This is a genomic window from Bacillus sp. 2B09, assembly GCF_003946835.1.
In the GTDB taxonomy this organism is placed as follows: Bacteria; Bacillota; Bacilli; order Bacillales; family Bacillaceae; genus Bacillus; species Bacillus altitudinis.
Genome location: NZ_RPSG01000015.1, coordinates 39232 through 55626, shown reverse-complemented (window position 1 = coordinate 55626; position 16395 = coordinate 39232). Strand labels below are relative to the sequence as shown.

Below are 16395 nucleotides of genomic sequence, written 5' to 3'. Positions count from 1 at the left end.
TCCATTAGGTTTGGTGGCGATAGCGAAGAGGTCACACCCGTTCCCATACCGAACACGGAAGTTAAGCTCTTCAGCGCCGATGGTAGTTGGGGGTTTCCCCCTGTGAGAGTAGGACGCCGCCAAGCTTTTCAAAGGACCAGTTCCAATCGGAACTGGTCTTTTTTGTATTTTAAAAAAGGAACAAACACTCGATCTGGCATGGATACATATACTAAACTATCATCTAAAACATTCTTAATTTTGTATACAATTGAAAGCACTAGGGCATACTGAAGCTATAAGTGGAGGTGTCACAATGAGCAAAAAAGAGCGAGAAGCAATTTGTTTGATTTGTGAAGAGAAAAAAACAAAGGGAATTTATTTATATCATCAGTTTTTATGCCGAGATTGTGAACGGAAGTTAATTTCTACATCAACCTCGGATCCTAGTTATGCTGATTATGTAAGAAAGCTTAAAAATCTTCATACGCCGCCTTTGTATTCATAGACCATTAGATGGTCTTTTTTTATGGGCAATCGGGGATTGGGCCTGTTTTTTGGAACTTAGTTTGGACATCAACCGTAATAAATAATAAGATAAACAGAGAGCCTGATTATTCATAGGAGTCGATGAACATGAAATCAATTTTTTACACATTTGTATGGGCCGTTCTCTCTACTCTTTTTTCGCTGGTGATTTTAACTGTCAGTATTGGTGTTTTCCATCATCATGTTGGATTGTCGATACTGTATGCGATGATTGGGTGGGGTGTGATGTTTGCAGGAAGCCGATGGGCTGCCTTCCAGTTGTTTTTGAAGAAACACGGACTGTCTCGCAGTGATTATGTATATATTAAACAGCACTTAAAAGAAGCTGGGCAAAAGCTGGTTCGTTTGAAGAAAGCTTTATTTGCTGTGAAGAACGTACAGACGATCAAGCATAATTATGAAATTCTTCGGCTTGCACGACGCATCTATACGATAACAAAAAAGGAACCGAACCGGTTTTATGATGCACAGCGGTTTTATTTTGAGAGTTTGGATTCTGTTGTTGAATTAACTGAGAAATATGCACTGCTGTATAATCAGCCGAATCGTAGCCATGAGCTTGAAATGACATTAAGCCAAACTCGAGTCACGCTGACTGAACTGCAAAAGCAATTAACGAATGATTTACAGCAAGTTTTAGGAAGAGATATAGAAGCACTTCATATTGAACTTGAAGTGGCCGATAAAATGATTAAAAAATAGACACGAAAGGAGTCAAACTCGATGAAACCAGAAGATCCAGTCATACCACCAGCCCCATCTACTACAGATCTTCCGTTTCGGGTGTTTGATACCTTATCTGATGAGGAAAAGCAGGAGGCGCTACAGCGAGCTGAGAAGATCCCTGACCATCCACAAAAACTGCTTTTCTATGGCACACGTGTGCAGGAACGATTGTTAGAACAATCAAAACAAATGATGCAATATGTGGAGAAAAAAGATATTGACCAAATCGGAGACGTTCTAGAAGCTTTTTTACAGCAACTGCATTTAGTGGAGCCAGGGGATTTATTGCCAAAGAAGCGAGGCTTTTTTTTAAGGTTATTTCAGCGAGGAAAGCGTTCTACTCAGGAGATCATATCTCGTTTTAAACAAGCAGAAGCACAGATAGAGAGATTGTCAGCAAGGCTTCGTTACGCAAGAGGCGTGTTAATTTCGGACCATAAGTTATTGGAGCGTTTATTTGAAGAAAATCAATCATACTTTCAAGAGATGACGTTACAGGTTGCAGCAGTTGAAGCAAAATTGTCGCTGTTAGAGCAACATGCCCTAACAGAATCACAGTCACATGATCGGACATTAGAGGAACAATTGATGAGTCGGGAAGTCGATGAAGAAGAATATATGGAGAGATTAAAAGAACGGAAGTATGATTTGTTGTTGAGCCGTCAAATCGCACTGCAATGTAATGCCCAAATTCGAATGATTCAGCATACAAACCATACATTAGCCAATCATATTCAATCAACTGTTTCCGCATCAATTCCTTTATGGATCAACCAAATGTCGATTGCGTTCAATCATATTCAGCAGCGAGCCAATTCAGCGCTTGAGCAGCGTATCCAGCAAACATATGAACAGGTATCGAAGCAGCAAGGACAGCTGCTTGAAGATGCATCCTTAACGCCTATAGATACGTTGAAAAAGGTTCAGCGTCAATTGGCCGAAACATTGCAGGAAACGTTGCAGGTAAAAGAACATGGGAGCCAAGAACGAGCTCAATTAAAAAGTAGCATGCATGAGGCAGAGCAGAAGCTGGTGAATCATAAACCAATAAAGGAATGAGAATCCATCTTTCAGTTCACTTGTTTGAACGTTATAATAGATATAAGATATCGTTTAAGTGAAAAGGGTCGATTTGTTTGAAAACACCTTTATATACAGCATTATCACAACATGCGGAAAAGAAGCCCTATTCTTTTCACGTTCCGGGACATCACAATGGAGATGTCTTTTTTGATGAGGCACGGTCCTATTATGCATCCATTCTTCAGCTGGATGTGACAGAACTTGAAGGTCTAGATGATCTTCACCATCCGACTGGGGTGATTCAAGAGGCAGAGGATTTATTGGCAAAGCTATATGGAGCTAAACAAAGTTTTTTCCTTGTGAATGGCACAACCGTTGGCAATTTGGCGATGGTGATGTCTGCGTGTCAGGCTGGGGAGGGCATTTTCGTTCAGCGAAATTGTCATAAGTCTGTGTTCCATGCGATTGAGCTTGCGGGTGCGACGCCTATTATGTTAGAAACTGAGAGTGATCCGCACTTGCACGTCCCAACTCATGTGACGGAGGAAACAGTCAAACAAGCTATGGCGACACATCCTAACTGCCGGGCAATCGTTTTGACATATCCGAACTACTACGGACATGCAGCTGATTTATCAGGGCTCATTCAAATGTGTCATGAAGCTGGCATCATTGTATTAGTTGATGAGGCACATGGTGCTCATTTTGTATTAGGCGGTGCCTTTCCTCCATCTGCCCTTTCCTATGGAGCAGACGTGGTGGTACAATCAGCACATAAAACCCTTCCGGCAATGACGATGGGGTCTTATCTCCATCTTCAAGGAGACCGAATTGATGTGAAGCGGATAAAGACGTTATTAACGATGCTTCAAAGCAGTTCACCTTCCTATCCAATTATGGCTTCGTTAGATGTGGCGAGAGCTTATGTGGAGGAGTTGAAGGGAAAAGGGTTAATGGACGAAATCATGAGAGACTTGGCAAAGCTGAAAGCACAGTTCAATATGATCTCCAATCTCGAAGTGGTTGAGTCTAACTCTTTACCTATGGATCCATTAAAATGTGTCATTCGTTCAACAAAAGGGCTGACAGGCTATGAACTCAAAAAGGTGCTTGAGTCGGTGGAGGTTCACCCAGAACTTGCGGATGAACATCAAGTCTTACTCGTTTTTGGTCTAAGGCAGACAAAGGACATTCCTTTTACAGCTATAGAGCAGGCTCTTCAGCAAAGTGATTCATTGCTTGTAAAAAAAGAGCCTCAAACGGGATCGCTCTTCTTAGAGGACGATCAGCAAAAGCGAGATGTAGAAGCTGTTCCATTCGAAAAAGCAGTTGGCCGGATTAGTGCAGAATCGGTCATTCCCTATCCGCCTGGCATTCCTTTGATGATTAAAGGAGAACCGATTGAATCAGATCAAATTGCGACGTTAAGCCGTTTGCTTGGGCATCAAGTTCATGTGCAAGCAAGTCAGGTGATTCACCAGAGAAAATTATATGTTTATATAGAAGAGGAGACACTATGAGCGGTATGTTTATTACGTTTGAAGGGCCTGAGGGTGCTGGAAAAACGACAGTGATTCGAAAAGTGTACGAAGAAATGGAACGTCAAGGATATGCAGTGATGGCGACACGTGAGCCTGGAGGCATCGACATTGCAGAGCAAATTCGTGAAGTCATTTTAAATGAAAAAAATACAAAAATGGACGCAAAAACAGAGGCATTGCTTTATGCAGCAGCTAGAAGGCAGCATTTGGCTGAAAAAGTAGAACCGGCATTGAAGCGGGGGGAAACTGTTTTATGTGATCGTTTTGTCGACAGCTCCCTTGCTTATCAGGGCTATGCGAGAGGGCTTGGGATTGAAGAAGTCAAATCCATTAATGATTTTGCCATTGATGGCACGATGCCGCAAATGACCATTTACTTTTCCATTACACCAGAGGAAGGTCTAAAGCGAATTGATGCCAATCAAGGAAGAGAAAAAAATCGATTAGACATGGAAACACTGAATTTTCATCAAATGGTCAGAGAAGGATATGAGCTGCTGATTGCGCAATCACCAGAACGATTCCGTGTAGTAGATGCGTCTCAGCCTGTTCAGGATGTCTTTAATGAAGTGTTTCAGCTGATTCAGGACACATTAAAGAAAAATCAAATATGACCTCATTCCCAATCGTTGTTATAATATAGAGGAAGACATCGGCATGTCACCTGTGCCTAAAATGAAGGAGGCCAATCAAATGAAATTAATTGTTGCCGTTGTACAGGATCAAGATAGCAGCAAGTTATTGAAAATATTGACCGAACATCAATTCGGCGTGACAAAATTAGCTTCGACTGGTGGATTTCTAAAGTCTGGGAATACGACTTTTATCATTGGTTGCGATGATGTCCGAGTGGATAAAGCGTTACAGCTAATCAAGGAAAATTGCCGTAAACGTGATCAAATGATCGCGCCTGTATCACCAATGGGTGGAAATGCAGATTCATATGTACCATACCCTGTTGAGGTTGAAGTTGGTGGAGCTACCGTCTTTATTCTGCCAGTTGAACAATTTCATCAATTTTAAGGATGGGTTGCTGTGAAAATTAATCAAGATATGCGGCTGCTTTTAGAAAAGCGTGAACTTCAAGCGATGAAAGGAAGCCAAACTTCAGCATCGTTTAAATCATCGATGGAGACACAAAGCGGTAAAATGCGTTTAGAGCAGCTGACAGTCATGCTGAGCGATATCGAAGTCTTCGGCAAGAAACTGACAAAGTCACGAAACCTTAAAGATTTGGCTAGGTTTAAAGGACTTGTGAAACGCTTTGTAAAAGAAACAGTCGATAATGGATTAAATATAGAGACATCAAGGAGCTTTGACATTTATGGCAACACGCGAACACTCGCTTTAGTCAAAGCATTAGATGAAAAACTGATTGAGTTAACAGAGGATATGATGAATCAAGAGAAACCCTCGATTGATTTGCTTGAACGTATTGGAGAAATAAAAGGTTTATTGATTAACCTTTACACATAGAGAGTGATAACATGGCAATTAGCTGGGATGACATGAATGATCTACAGCCGCGCGTCATGCGGCTGATTTTTAATAGTATTGATAAAGACCGACTGGCTCATGCTTACTTATTTGAAGGAAAAAAAGGGACAGGAAAGCTAGATGCTGCGATGCTTTTAGCGAAGAGCTTTTTTTGTTTGGAAGCAGGAGTGAAACCATGCGAGTCCTGTCAAAACTGCAAAAGAATTCAGTCTGGCAACCATCCAGATTTACATCTAGTGCAACCTGACGGTCAATCAATTAAGAAGGCGCAAGTGCAGGCTTTGCAGGAGGAATTTACAAAAGCAGGCGTAGAATCGCATCGGAAAATGTATATCATTCTCCATGCGGACAAAATGACGGTCAATGCTGCGAACAGTTTATTAAAGTTCCTAGAGGAGCCCAACCGGGAAACGATGGCAGTTTTAATCACTGAACAATCGCATAAAATGCTGGATACGATTATTTCAAGATGTCAGATGCTTAGCTTTCAGCCGCTGCAGCCGCAATCTTTGGAGCAGCAGCTTTTACAAGAAGGCGTGTCTCAGGATCTCGCAAGGCTTTTGTCGAATTTAACCAATAATTTAGCAGAAGCACTCGAATTAAGTCGAAATGATCAGTTTGCAGAGTCTAGAGCGAAAGTGATAAAATTGTATGAAGTCTTACACCAGCGAAAAGAACATGCATTTTTTTATATACAAGATCAATGGATGCCTTTTTTCAAAGAGAAAGACCTTCAAGAAACTGGTCTTGATATGCTTTTATTTATATATCGTGATGTATTGTCGATTCAAATAGGAAATGAAGATAAAGTCATTTATCAAGACTTATTCCAGACAATGAAGCAGCACGCGCTGCATTCCACACAGCAAATGGTGACGAATCAGATCCTTGCTGTATTAGAAGCGAAAAAGAGACTTCAATCCAACGTGAATGCCCAAGGGCTAATGGAGCAATTGGTGTTGATGTTGCAGGAGGGATAAGCTTGTACAACGTAATTGGTGTTCGCTTTAAAAAAGCGGGCAAAATCTATTATTTCGATCCTAATGGATTTCATATAGAAAATGATAGTTGTGTCATTGTAGAAACGGTTAGAGGTGTTGAGTACGGGCAAGTGGTCATCGCCAATAAAAAAGTAGATGAACACGATGTGGTTCTCCCTTTACGTAAGGTGATTCGCGTCGCAGATGAACGTGACCGGCTCATCGTTGAGGAGAACAAAGAAGCAGCGATGGCAGCCTTTGACACATGTCTTCAGAAAGTAAGTGAACACGGCCTGGAAATGAAACTGGTCGATGTCGAATTTACATTCGACCGCAACAAGGTCATCTTCTATTTTACAGCGGATGGCAGAGTAGATTTCCGTGAGCTGGTCAAGGATCTTGCATCTATCTTCAAGACGAGAATTGAACTTCGTCAAATCGGTGTAAGAGACGAGGCGAAAATGCTAGGCGGCATTGGTCCGTGTGGACGTATGCTTTGCTGTTCAACTTTCTTAGGAGATTTTGAACCTGTGTCCATTAAAATGGCAAAAGATCAAAACCTCTCGTTAAACCCTACCAAAATTTCAGGGCTTTGCGGCCGTTTAATGTGCTGCTTGAAATATGAGAATGATGAGTACGAAACAGCAAAAGAACAATTACCGGACATCGGTGAAACGATTCAGACGTCTAATGGCTCTGCAAAGGTAGTAGGGCTTAATATTTTAGAACGAATTTTGCAAGTTGAATTAACCGGGCAAGAAAAAGTGATAGAATATACTTGGGAAGAATTAATACAAGAAGGCGTTGTATCTGCACAAACAACTGAGTAACGAGGTGTGCCACCTTGGATAAAAAGGAACTATTTGATACGGTGATTAATTTAGAAGAACAAATCGGTTCTCTTTATCGCCAGCTAGGTGATTTGAAAAATCATATCGGTGAAGTGATTGAAGAAAATCATCAGCTGCAGATGGAGAATCAGCACTTGCGTGAACGTCTGGATCAATCCGATCGAGATAAATCGTCTGAGGCAGAGCATGATTCTGCCCAGAAGCCAAGTCATTCTGATATAGGAGAAGGTCATGATAACCTAGCTCGTTTATATCAGGAGGGCTTCCATATTTGTAATGTACATTATGGGAGCATTCGGAAAGAGGGAGACTGTTTGTTCTGTCTGTCATTTTTAAATAAAAAATGAGAAAAGGCTTCCGCTGAATCGGGAGCCTTTTTCACAGGAAAAGAAAGGATACATCATGGTTTCGTTAAGAGAAGATGAACGTTTAGACTACTTGCTTGCAGAAGATATGAAAATTATTCAAAGTAAAACGGTGTTCGCCTTTTCATTGGATGCAGTGTTATTAGCAAAATTTGCGTATGTGCCGATTCAAAAAGGGGAGATTATTGATCTTTGTACGGGAAATGGCATCGTTCCATTGCTGCTTTCGACGAGATCTAAAGCCTCTATTACAGGGGTTGAAATTCAAGAACGTCTGTTTGATATGGCAAAGAGAAGTGTGGCGCATAATCAACTGGAGCAGCAGATTGAGTTGATCCATGGTGATTTAAATGATATGCCTAAACGGTACGGAAACCACAAAGTAGACGTGATTACTTGTAATCCGCCATATTTTAAGACTCCTTCTAAGGATGAAATCAATGAAAATGAGTATTTGGCGATTGCACGTCATGAGATTCATTGTACATTAGAAGATGTCATTCGTGTTTCTTCCACTTTGTTAAAGCAAGGAGGCAAACTGGCAATGGTTCACCGCCCTGGACGGCTGCTTGAGATTGTTGAAATGATGAAGAAATACCGAATTGAGCCAAAACGAATTCAATTTGTATATCCCAAACAGGGAAAAGAAGCGAATACCATTTTAGTGGAAGGGATGAAAGATGGAAAGCCGGATTTGAAAATCCTCCCGCCGCTTTTTGTTTATGGAGAAGACCAAGAGTATACAAAAGAAATCAGGACGATACTGTATGGAGAAGCATAGTCATTATTTCTATGTATTGAAATGTGCAGATGGCAGTTTGTACGCTGGGTATACAAATGACTTACAAAAAAGGGTGACTGCCCATAATAGTGGGAAGGGTGCAAAGTATACGAGAGCTAGACGGCCAGTGGAACTCTATTACCACGAATGCTTTTTAACCAAAAGAGAAGCCATGCAACAAGAATATCGTTTCAAAACGTGGACACGTCGAAAAAAGGACATGTATATAGAAGAAAAGCGAATCAAAAAGGAGGCGGCACATGAAAAAGACACAGAAAAGCTTTGATGGTCAATCAGAAATGGGTATTCTTTATCTCGTACCAACCCCGATTGGAAACTTAGAAGATATGACATTTCGAGCGATACAAACGTTAAAAGATGTAGACTATATTGCCGCAGAAGATACGAGACAAACGAAAAAGCTTTGTCATGTCTATGAAATTGATACCCCATTAACGAGTTATCATGAACATAACAAAGATAGCAGTGGGCACAAGTTAATCGAATGGTTAAAAGAAGGAAAGAACATTGCACTCGTGAGCGATGCCGGTTTACCGACGATCTCTGATCCAGGAGCCGAAGTGGTTCGAGACTTTACGAACATCGGAGGCTATGTCATTCCGTTACCTGGTGCAAACGCAGCACTTACGGCGCTCATTGCGTCAGGAATCGCACCACAGCCATTTTTCTTTTACGGTTTTCTTGATCGTCAAAAAAAGGAAAAGAAAAAACAGCTGGAAGCATTGAAGAAACGCCAAGAAACAATTATTTTCTATGAAGCGCCCCATCGGTTAAAAGAAACGCTGACTGTGATGAAAGAAGTGTGGGGGAACCGGAATATTGCCATTACGAGAGAACTGACAAAGAAATTTGAAGAGTTTATTCGTGGAGATTTAGAATACGCGCTGACTTGGGTGACAGAACAACAAATCCGTGGTGAGTTCTGTCTCGTCGTACAAGGAAATGATCAGGATGAAGAAGAACTGAATGAAGAAGCTTGGTGGAATTCTTTATCTGAAAAAGAGCACGTGATCCATTACATAGAGGAAGGGTTAACGTCAAAAGAGGCCATTAAACGTACTGCGGTCGAACGTGGTGTGCCAAAGCGGACGATCTATGATGCGTATCATATTGAACAATAAAGAAAGGTTCTTGCAAACGGTGCAAGAACCTTTTTATATAAAACTTATTTTTGTGATTGAAGTTGGTTTTGGATTTCGTTAATGATTTGCTCTGCACCTTCACGGCTAAGAACTAATTTACCATTAGCAAGTTTAAGGTTATCGTCTGATACTTCACCTGTTACTTGGCAAGTCATGTTTGGTTTATATTTTTTTAGGATAATTTTTTCATCATCAACATAAATTTCCAAAGCGTCTTTTTCTGCGATTCCTAACGTACGGCGAAGCTCGATTGGAATCACCACGCGTCCTAATTCGTCAACTTTACGTACAATACCTGTAGATTTCATCTTCATTCTCCTCCCAAAAAGTTCTTATTCTTAATATAATATTATCTTCGTCATTATTCGACAAATTCCTTACATTCCTAGCATAACAAGGTTTCCATAAATCGTCAATCATTTTGTTTACTATTGTTTGTAAAATATGACTCTTAAAGTCAAAGGACCTTGAAACTACCGGTGTATAAGGATTTTTCAGAATTTATCTATAAAAATATGAAAAATGACGATAACAGATTAACAAGACTTTTGCCCTAATTTAGCCAATTGTAAATCTGGAAATAGATTTCATACGACAATATTCGACAAAATGTCGACGGGTTTGTCGTTTTTTTCGAAAAACTCATCTTTTTCGTTCATTTCAATCTGTTCTATGTATATATGCTTGATCTTAAAGGCTAAGATGGTATCATAGAGAAAGCACAAGTGCAAAACATAATGAAATGATCTGACACATTTTAATGAAGTATGATGACCGCTCTCGTCCATTGGGCGGGAGTTTTTGACATTTACACACAAGCAGGAGGTTCCGACATGCCGGAAAAGAAAAAAACGTTTTATCTGACTACACCAATTTACTATCCGAGCGGAAAATTACATATTGGACATGCTTATACGACAGTGGCAGGGGATGCCATGGCTCGTTATAAACGTCTGCAAGGCTATGATGTGATGTATTTAACGGGTACTGATGAGCACGGACAAAAAATTCAGCAAAAAGCTGAAGAACAAAATATTACACCGATTGAGTATTTAGATCCGGTCGTTGCTGACATTAAATCATTATGGAAGAAACTCGACATTTCAAACGATGATTTCATTCGTACAACGGAAAAAAGACATACGAAAATCATTGAGCAAGTCTTTCAAAAGCTGCTTGATCAAGGAGATATTTATTTAGATCAATATGAGGGCTGGTACAGTATTCCTGATGAAACATTCTATACGGAAACACAGCTTGTTGATGTTGAGCGAAATGAGAAAGGGGAAGTCATTGGAGGGAAAAGCCCAGACAGTGGACACCCTGTTGAATTGATTAAAGAGGAATCATATTTCTTCCGTATGAGTAAGTATGCAGATCGCTTACTAGACTATTACGAAAAGAACCCGTCGTTCATTCAGCCTGAATCAAGAAAGAATGAAATGATTAATAACTTCATTAAACCGGGGTTAGAGGATTTAGCTGTATCAAGAACAACCTTTGATTGGGGCATTAAAGTACCTAATAATCCGAAGCACGTCATCTATGTATGGATTGATGCGTTATTCAACTACTTAACAGCGATTGGCTACGGAACCGATCAAGATGAAAAATATAAAAAATATTGGCCTGCCAACGTACACCTAGTCGGGAAAGAAATTGTACGATTCCATACAATTTACTGGCCAATTATGCTGATGGCACTTGATCTGCCGTTGCCAAAACAAATTTTTGCACATGGCTGGCTGCTCATGAAAGATGGCAAAATGTCTAAATCAAAAGGGAACGTAGTAGATCCTGTTACGTTAATTGATCGCTATGGTCTTGATGCTCTTCGTTATTATCTGCTACGCGAAGTACCATTTGGTGCAGACGGTGTGTTTACACCAGAAGGATTCGTGGAACGTGTAAACTATGACCTTGCCAATGATTTAGGAAACTTGCTTAATCGTACAGTGGCGATGGTGCAAAAATACTTCGACGGTACATTAAGCAGCTATAAGGGACCAGTCAATGAGTTTGATGAGGAACTAAAAGCTGTAGCTGAACAAACGGTGAAAGCCTATGAAGAAGCGATGGAAAACCTCGAATTCTCGGTGGCTCTTTCAAATGTTTGGACATTAATCAGCAGAACGAATAAATATATTGATCAAACAGCTCCTTGGGTATTAGCGAAGGATGAAACAAAACGAAAAGAACTGCATTCTGTGATGTACCATTTAGCAGAATCACTTCGAATCACAGCTGTATTGTTAACACCATTCTTAACAAAAACACCTGAGAAAATCTTCTTCCAGCTTGGAATTGAAGAAGAGAAACTCAAAAGTTGGGAAAGCATTCTTTCTTTCGGTGCGATCCAAAAAGCGACGGTACAAAAAGGTGAGCCATTGTTCCCTCGTTTAGAGGTTGAAGAAGAAGTGGCATACATTAAAGAGAAGATGCAGGGAAGTGCGCCTAAGGTAGAAGAAGAGACAGTTGAAATAGAAGAAACTGAATTACCTGAGCTGGGTGCCGAAATTGCCTTCGATGATTTTTCGAAAGTTGACCTTCGTGTAGCACAAGTATTGGAAGCAGCACCAGTGAAAAAAGCTGACCGTCTGTTAAAGCTTCAGCTTGATTTTGGATTTGAAAAGAGACAAATTGTCTCAGGGATTGCCAAGCATTATCAACCAGAAGAATTGGTAGGGAAGAAGCTCGTCTGCGTAGCGAATCTCACACCAGTTAAACTAAGAGGGGAAATTTCCCAGGGAATGATTTTAACTGGAGAAACTGGTGGTAAATTGCAGGTTCTTGAAGTAGATCAATCTCTAGCAAATGGAACGAAAATTTTATAATTTAACAAAGGTGTTCCACGTGTAACATTTCGTCGAACACCTTTTGTTTTTCAGAAGAATTGTCGAAAGGAGCAATCAACCATGTTATTTGATACACATGCCCACTTAAATGCTGAACAATATAATGAAGACTTAGAGCAGGTGATTGAAAGAGCCAAAAGTGAAAAGGTAGAGAAGATTGTAGTGGTCGGGTTTGATCGTCCAACCATTACGAGAGCGATGGAGCTAATTGAAGCATATGATTTTATGTATGCAGCCATCGGCTGGCATCCTGTTGATGCCATTGATATGACAGATGAAGATTTGGCTTGGATCAAAGAATTATCTCAGCATGAAAAGGTTGTTGCCATTGGAGAAATGGGTCTAGATTACTATTGGGACAAGTCGCCAAAAGATGTGCAAAAAGAAGTCTTTAGACGTCAAATTGCTCTTGCAAAAGAAGTGAATCTGCCAATTATCATTCATAACCGTGACGCTACGGAAGATGTAGTGACGATCTTAAAAGAAGAAGGAGCGGCAGAAGTCGGAGGAATTATGCACTGCTTTACTGGCAGCCTCGAAATTGCAAAAGCGTGTATGGAAATGAACTTTTATATCTCATTCGGTGGACCTGTGACATTTAAAAATGCGAAAAAACCGAAAGAAGTTGTAAAGGATATTCCAAGTGATCGTCTTCTGATTGAGACAGACTGCCCGTATTTAACTCCAGCGCCATTTAGAGGGAAACGAAATGAGCCGAGCTATGTGAAATATATCGCAGAACAAATTGCTGAATTGCGAGAAATAAGCTTTGAAGAGCTTGCTGCATTGACAACAGAAAATGCGAAAAAAGTTTTCCGTATAAACTGACAGTATATGATGTCAATCCTTGTTTAAGCTTGTCCAATTGTGAAACATAACGAAAAAGTTCTACACGTTTGCGCCTCCTCATAGGATAAGTTGTCGATAAGTCTTTCTTCCCTTCCTTCCAAAAATCTCCCATAATAGGTTTACAATCGAGCATTTTTGTACAGTGGGTGGAAGGGTTGACAGGTTTTGAGATACTCTATATAATCTCTCCGAGGAGAAGGAGGCGTTTTTCATCGTACAAAAAATGAAAAATCTGTTTTCTGTCAAGCTAGGAAAAGGCAAGGTTTTATTTCTAGTCGCTTGCTTGCTTTTAGCTGGAACTGGGACGGCTTACGGTGCGCATGAGCTCACTAAGCAGTCTATTACCATTTCAATCAATGGCAAAGAGAAGACAATTCGTACACATGAAGAGACAGTAGCACAGCTGCTTTCAGACCTTGGAATAAGGACCAAGGCGGAGGATCATATCTCTCCAAGTCTAAATACAAAGATTCAAGACAACATGAACATTGTGTATGATGCGGCTATACCGGTTCATCTCACCCTAGATGGGAAAGAGAAAACGATATGGACAACAGATCAGACGGTTGGAGCATTATTGAAGAATGAGAAGATAGATATTGGGAAGCACGACCAAGTCACTCCAGGAAAGAATGACAAGATTAAAAAGAATATGGATCTTGTGGTTCAGCAGGCCTTCCAGGTCAGCTTAAACGATGGAGGAAAGGATAAGAAAGTGTGGACCACTTCGACTACGGTCGCTGACTTTTTAAAGCAACAAGAGCTGAAGCTCAAGAAGCACGATAAGATCAAACCTGCGTTACATAGTCACCTTTCTAAAAAAAGCGCAGATGTGAAGATCACTCGGGTGGAAAAAGTCACCGATGTAGTGGAAGAGAAAATTGCTTTTGATACCAAACATAAAAAGGATCGATCTCTTGAAAAAGGAAAAGAGAAGGTGCTTGAAAAAGGTGAAGAAGGTAAATTAAAGAAGCACTATGCCATTGTGAAAGAAAACGGCAAAGTGGTGTCTAAAGAATTAATTAAAGAGGTTACTGCAAAAGACAGTAAGGATCGTTTAGTGGCCGTTGGTACACAAGTGTCCAAGAAGGAACCTAAAGCGTCACCTGCGGTTTCAAGAAGTAATGAATCTTCAGGAAAAGAGTTCTATGTGACGTCTACAGCCTATACAGCGAGCTGTGCTGGATGTACGGGCAGAACGTCTACAGGCTTTAATTTAAAAGCAAATCCAGGTGCGAAGGTCATAGCAGTTGACCCGAGTGTCATTCCGCTGGGCTCTAAAGTGTATGTGGAAGGCTATGGGTATGCCGTTGCATCAGACACTGGATCTGCTATAAAAGGGAATAAAATTGATGTGTTCGTCCCAAGTAAGTCGGCAGCTTATCAATGGGGAAATAAACGAGTGAAAATTAGAGTGCTCAAATAAACACATCAAATCATTTATATGAACAGAGGGCTTTGCGCACCCTCTGTTTTTTTGGTTATAATAGAAGCACTGTTTTCTAATTAATTAGACGCAAAAACAGCATGGAAGGTTTCATTTTTTGACAAAAAAATGTAGATTGTTTTTGCAAGCGGAGGAATACATGAAAATAAAAGAAATCATTGTGGTGGAGGGTCGTGACGACACTGCTAGAGTAAAGATGGCAGTTGATGCAGATACGATTGAAACGAATGGATCTGCCATTGGCGATACAGTCATTCAACAAGTGCGTCTTGCTCAGGAGACGAGGGGGGTTATCATTTTAACTGATCCTGATTTCCCTGGGGAAAAGATCCGTAAAACCATCGCAGAGGCTGTCCCTGGCTGTAAGCACGCCTTTTTACCAAAACACCTTGCGAAAGCGAAGCGGGACAAAGGAATTGGTGTCGAGCATGCTTCCTTGGATAGTATTCGAGAATGCCTTGCACATGTCCATGAGGAAATGGAAGAATCAGAAAGCGAGATTACGTTAGACGATTTATTTGACGCAGGCCTTATCGGAGGCGAAGCTTCAAAACGCCGCCGCGAACGATTAGGTGTGCTTTTAAATATAGGATATACAAATGCGAAGCAGCTGCAAAAGCGTCTTCACATGTTCCAAATAACGAAAGAGGATTTTATTGCGGCCTTAAAGACCGTTATGCAGGAGGAAGCCGATGAATAAAGATATTGCGACGCCCATCAGAACGAAGGAAATACTGAAGAAGTACGGTTTCTCTTTTAAAAAGAGCTTAGGGCAAAACTTTTTAATTGATACGAATATTTTAGATCGCATTGTCGATCATGCAGAGATTACGGATGAGACCGGTGTGATTGAAATTGGCCCTGGTATCGGTGCGTTGACTGAACAGCTCGCTAAACGGGCAAAGAAAGTCACGGCTTTTGAAATCGACCAGCGCCTATTGCCGATTTTAAACGATACGCTTTCTCCATATGATAATGTCACCATTATTCATCAAGACGTATTGAAGGCAGATGTAAGAAAGGTGATTGAAGAACAGTTTGCTGACTGTAAAGAAGTAATGGTCGTAGCAAACCTTCCTTATTATGTGACGACACCAATTATTATGAAATTGCTTGAAGAAAACCTTCCATTGAAAGGAATCGTTGTCATGCTGCAAAAAGAAGTAGCAGATCGCATGGCTGCTGTTCCTTCATCAAAAGAATACAACTCTTTGTCGATTGCAGTGCAATTTTATACAGAAGCGAAGACGGTCATGGTTGTGCCGAAAACGGTTTTCGTCCCACAACCAAATGTGGATTCAGCGGTAATCAAACTAACTGTTCGTGAAACGCCTGCGGTCTCAGTAGACAATGATACGTTTTTCTTTCAACTGATTCGTGCGAGTTTTGGCCAGCGCCGGAAGACATTGATGAATAATTTGATGAACAATCTGCCAGATGGCAAGAAACATAAAGCCATCATTGAAGAAGCCCTTGTAACAGCTGAGATTGATGGGAAACGCCGTGGTGAATCATTGTCAATCGATGAATTTGCCCGTTTGTCCAATGTCTTACACAAAGCCCTTTCATAAGGGCTTTTCAGCGTGTAGACAAACCCTCGCATTCGGTGTCAGTCCTGCGCTCCGGTGCTCACGAATGTCAAATTCACTCCGTGCCAGTGCTCGTTCTTCCTAGACTGCAAAGCCCTCTCATAAGGGCTTTTTTCTTTTGGTTTTCACCACTTCACCTGTTCAGGCATAGGCTAGAAAGAACAACACACCTGAAAGAAGAACAAGTGTAGCGTAAGACG

Annotated in this window: 19 protein-coding genes and 1 rRNA gene; 19 read left to right on the top strand and 1 reads right to left on the bottom strand. The window is 40.8% G+C overall.

Annotated elements, in window-relative coordinates:
- Positions 1–9: 9 nt before the first annotated feature.
- The 14 genes from rrf to rsmI all read left to right on the top strand — a co-directional run bounded on the left by rrf (position 10) and on the right by rsmI (position 9434).
- A 5S ribosomal RNA gene (gene rrf, locus EBQ12_RS18980) occupies positions 10–125 on the top strand.
- A gap of 170 nt (positions 126–295) precedes the next feature.
- Positions 296–487 (top strand): sigma factor G inhibitor Gin, encoded by a 192-nt coding sequence (locus EBQ12_RS18975; protein WP_017359334.1) that lies wholly within the window; start codon positions 296–298, stop codon positions 485–487.
- 128 nt (positions 488–615) lie between these two features.
- Positions 616–1230, top strand: a complete 615-nt coding sequence (locus EBQ12_RS18970) for a 5-bromo-4-chloroindolyl phosphate hydrolysis family protein (RefSeq protein ID WP_017359333.1) — start codon at positions 616–618, stop codon at positions 1228–1230.
- A 21-nt stretch (positions 1231–1251) separates the two neighbouring features.
- Positions 1252–2313: a toxic anion resistance protein gene (locus EBQ12_RS18965; protein WP_125591012.1), complete on the top strand. Its 1062-nt coding sequence runs from the start codon at positions 1252–1254 to the stop codon at positions 2311–2313.
- 77 nt (positions 2314–2390) lie between these two features.
- The gene (locus tag EBQ12_RS18960; protein WP_125591010.1) at positions 2391–3797 is read left to right on the top strand and encodes an aminotransferase class I/II-fold pyridoxal phosphate-dependent enzyme; all 1407 of its coding nucleotides are present in this window, start codon (positions 2391–2393) and stop codon (positions 3795–3797) included.
- Complete coding sequence (gene tmk, locus EBQ12_RS18955) at positions 3794–4432, top strand: dTMP kinase (RefSeq protein ID WP_007496237.1); 639 nt, start codon at positions 3794–3796, stop codon at positions 4430–4432. The genes EBQ12_RS18960 and tmk overlap by 4 nt, the downstream gene beginning before the upstream one ends.
- Before the next feature lie 79 nt (positions 4433–4511).
- Positions 4512–4841: a cyclic-di-AMP receptor gene (locus EBQ12_RS18950; protein WP_012008640.1), complete on the top strand. Its 330-nt coding sequence runs from the start codon at positions 4512–4514 to the stop codon at positions 4839–4841.
- 12 nt (positions 4842–4853) lie between these two features.
- Positions 4854–5294, top strand: a complete 441-nt coding sequence (locus EBQ12_RS18945; RefSeq protein WP_008341898.1) for a YaaR family protein — start codon at positions 4854–4856, stop codon at positions 5292–5294.
- Between the two features lie 11 nt (positions 5295–5305).
- A complete protein-coding gene (gene holB, locus EBQ12_RS18940; RefSeq protein WP_024719351.1) occupies positions 5306–6295 on the top strand; it encodes a DNA polymerase III subunit delta' in 990 nt (329 codons plus the stop codon).
- Between the two features lie 2 nt (positions 6296–6297).
- Positions 6298–7125: a competence/sporulation regulator complex protein RicT gene (gene ricT / locus EBQ12_RS18935; RefSeq protein ID WP_024719352.1), complete on the top strand. Its 828-nt coding sequence runs from the start codon at positions 6298–6300 to the stop codon at positions 7123–7125.
- A gap of 14 nt (positions 7126–7139) precedes the next feature.
- On the top strand, positions 7140–7493 hold the full coding sequence (gene yabA / locus EBQ12_RS18930; RefSeq protein ID WP_007496228.1) for a DNA replication initiation control protein YabA: 354 nt from the start codon (positions 7140–7142) through the stop codon (positions 7491–7493).
- 55 nt (positions 7494–7548) lie between these two features.
- Positions 7549–8292, top strand: a complete 744-nt coding sequence (locus EBQ12_RS18925) for a tRNA1(Val) (adenine(37)-N6)-methyltransferase (protein ID WP_017359328.1) — start codon at positions 7549–7551, stop codon at positions 8290–8292.
- Entirely contained in the window at positions 8279–8578 is a 300-nt protein-coding gene (locus tag EBQ12_RS18920; RefSeq protein ID WP_048002281.1) for a GIY-YIG nuclease family protein, read from the top strand. Before EBQ12_RS18925 ends, EBQ12_RS18920 begins: the two co-directional genes overlap by 14 nt.
- Positions 8553–9434 carry a 16S rRNA (cytidine(1402)-2'-O)-methyltransferase gene (rsmI, locus tag EBQ12_RS18915; protein WP_008341890.1) on the top strand — a complete coding sequence of 294 codons (882 nt, stop codon included), beginning with the start codon at positions 8553–8555 and terminating at the stop codon, positions 9432–9434. Before EBQ12_RS18920 ends, rsmI begins: the two co-directional genes overlap by 26 nt.
- A 44-nt stretch (positions 9435–9478) precedes the next feature.
- Here the strand turns inward: rsmI and EBQ12_RS18910 are convergent, their stop codons facing one another.
- Positions 9479–9769, bottom strand: coding sequence for an AbrB/MazE/SpoVT family DNA-binding domain-containing protein (locus tag EBQ12_RS18910; RefSeq protein WP_087975202.1), 291 nt, complete (start codon positions 9767–9769; stop codon positions 9479–9481).
- Positions 9770–10288: 519 nt separating this feature from the next.
- Between EBQ12_RS18910 and metG the strand changes: the two genes are divergently transcribed.
- From metG to rsmA, 5 genes are all read left to right on the top strand, one after another.
- Positions 10289–12289 carry a methionine--tRNA ligase gene (metG, locus tag EBQ12_RS18900; RefSeq protein WP_008341884.1) on the top strand — a complete coding sequence of 667 codons (2001 nt, stop codon included), beginning with the start codon at positions 10289–10291 and terminating at the stop codon, positions 12287–12289.
- An 81-nt stretch (positions 12290–12370) separates the two neighbouring features.
- Positions 12371–13138 carry a TatD family hydrolase gene (locus tag EBQ12_RS18895; RefSeq protein WP_017359325.1) on the top strand — a complete coding sequence of 256 codons (768 nt, stop codon included), beginning with the start codon at positions 12371–12373 and terminating at the stop codon, positions 13136–13138.
- A 244-nt stretch (positions 13139–13382) separates the two neighbouring features.
- Positions 13383–14585: a G5 and 3D domain-containing protein gene (locus EBQ12_RS18890; RefSeq protein ID WP_008341879.1), complete on the top strand. Its 1203-nt coding sequence runs from the start codon at positions 13383–13385 to the stop codon at positions 14583–14585.
- Positions 14586–14745: 160 nt separating this feature from the next.
- Positions 14746–15306 carry a ribonuclease M5 gene (gene rnmV / locus EBQ12_RS18885; protein WP_008341876.1) on the top strand — a complete coding sequence of 187 codons (561 nt, stop codon included), beginning with the start codon at positions 14746–14748 and terminating at the stop codon, positions 15304–15306.
- On the top strand, positions 15299–16177 hold the full coding sequence (gene rsmA, locus EBQ12_RS18880; protein ID WP_007496217.1) for a 16S rRNA (adenine(1518)-N(6)/adenine(1519)-N(6))-dimethyltransferase RsmA: 879 nt from the start codon (positions 15299–15301) through the stop codon (positions 16175–16177). The genes rnmV and rsmA overlap by 8 nt, the downstream gene beginning before the upstream one ends.
- Positions 16178–16395: the final 218 nt, after the last annotated feature.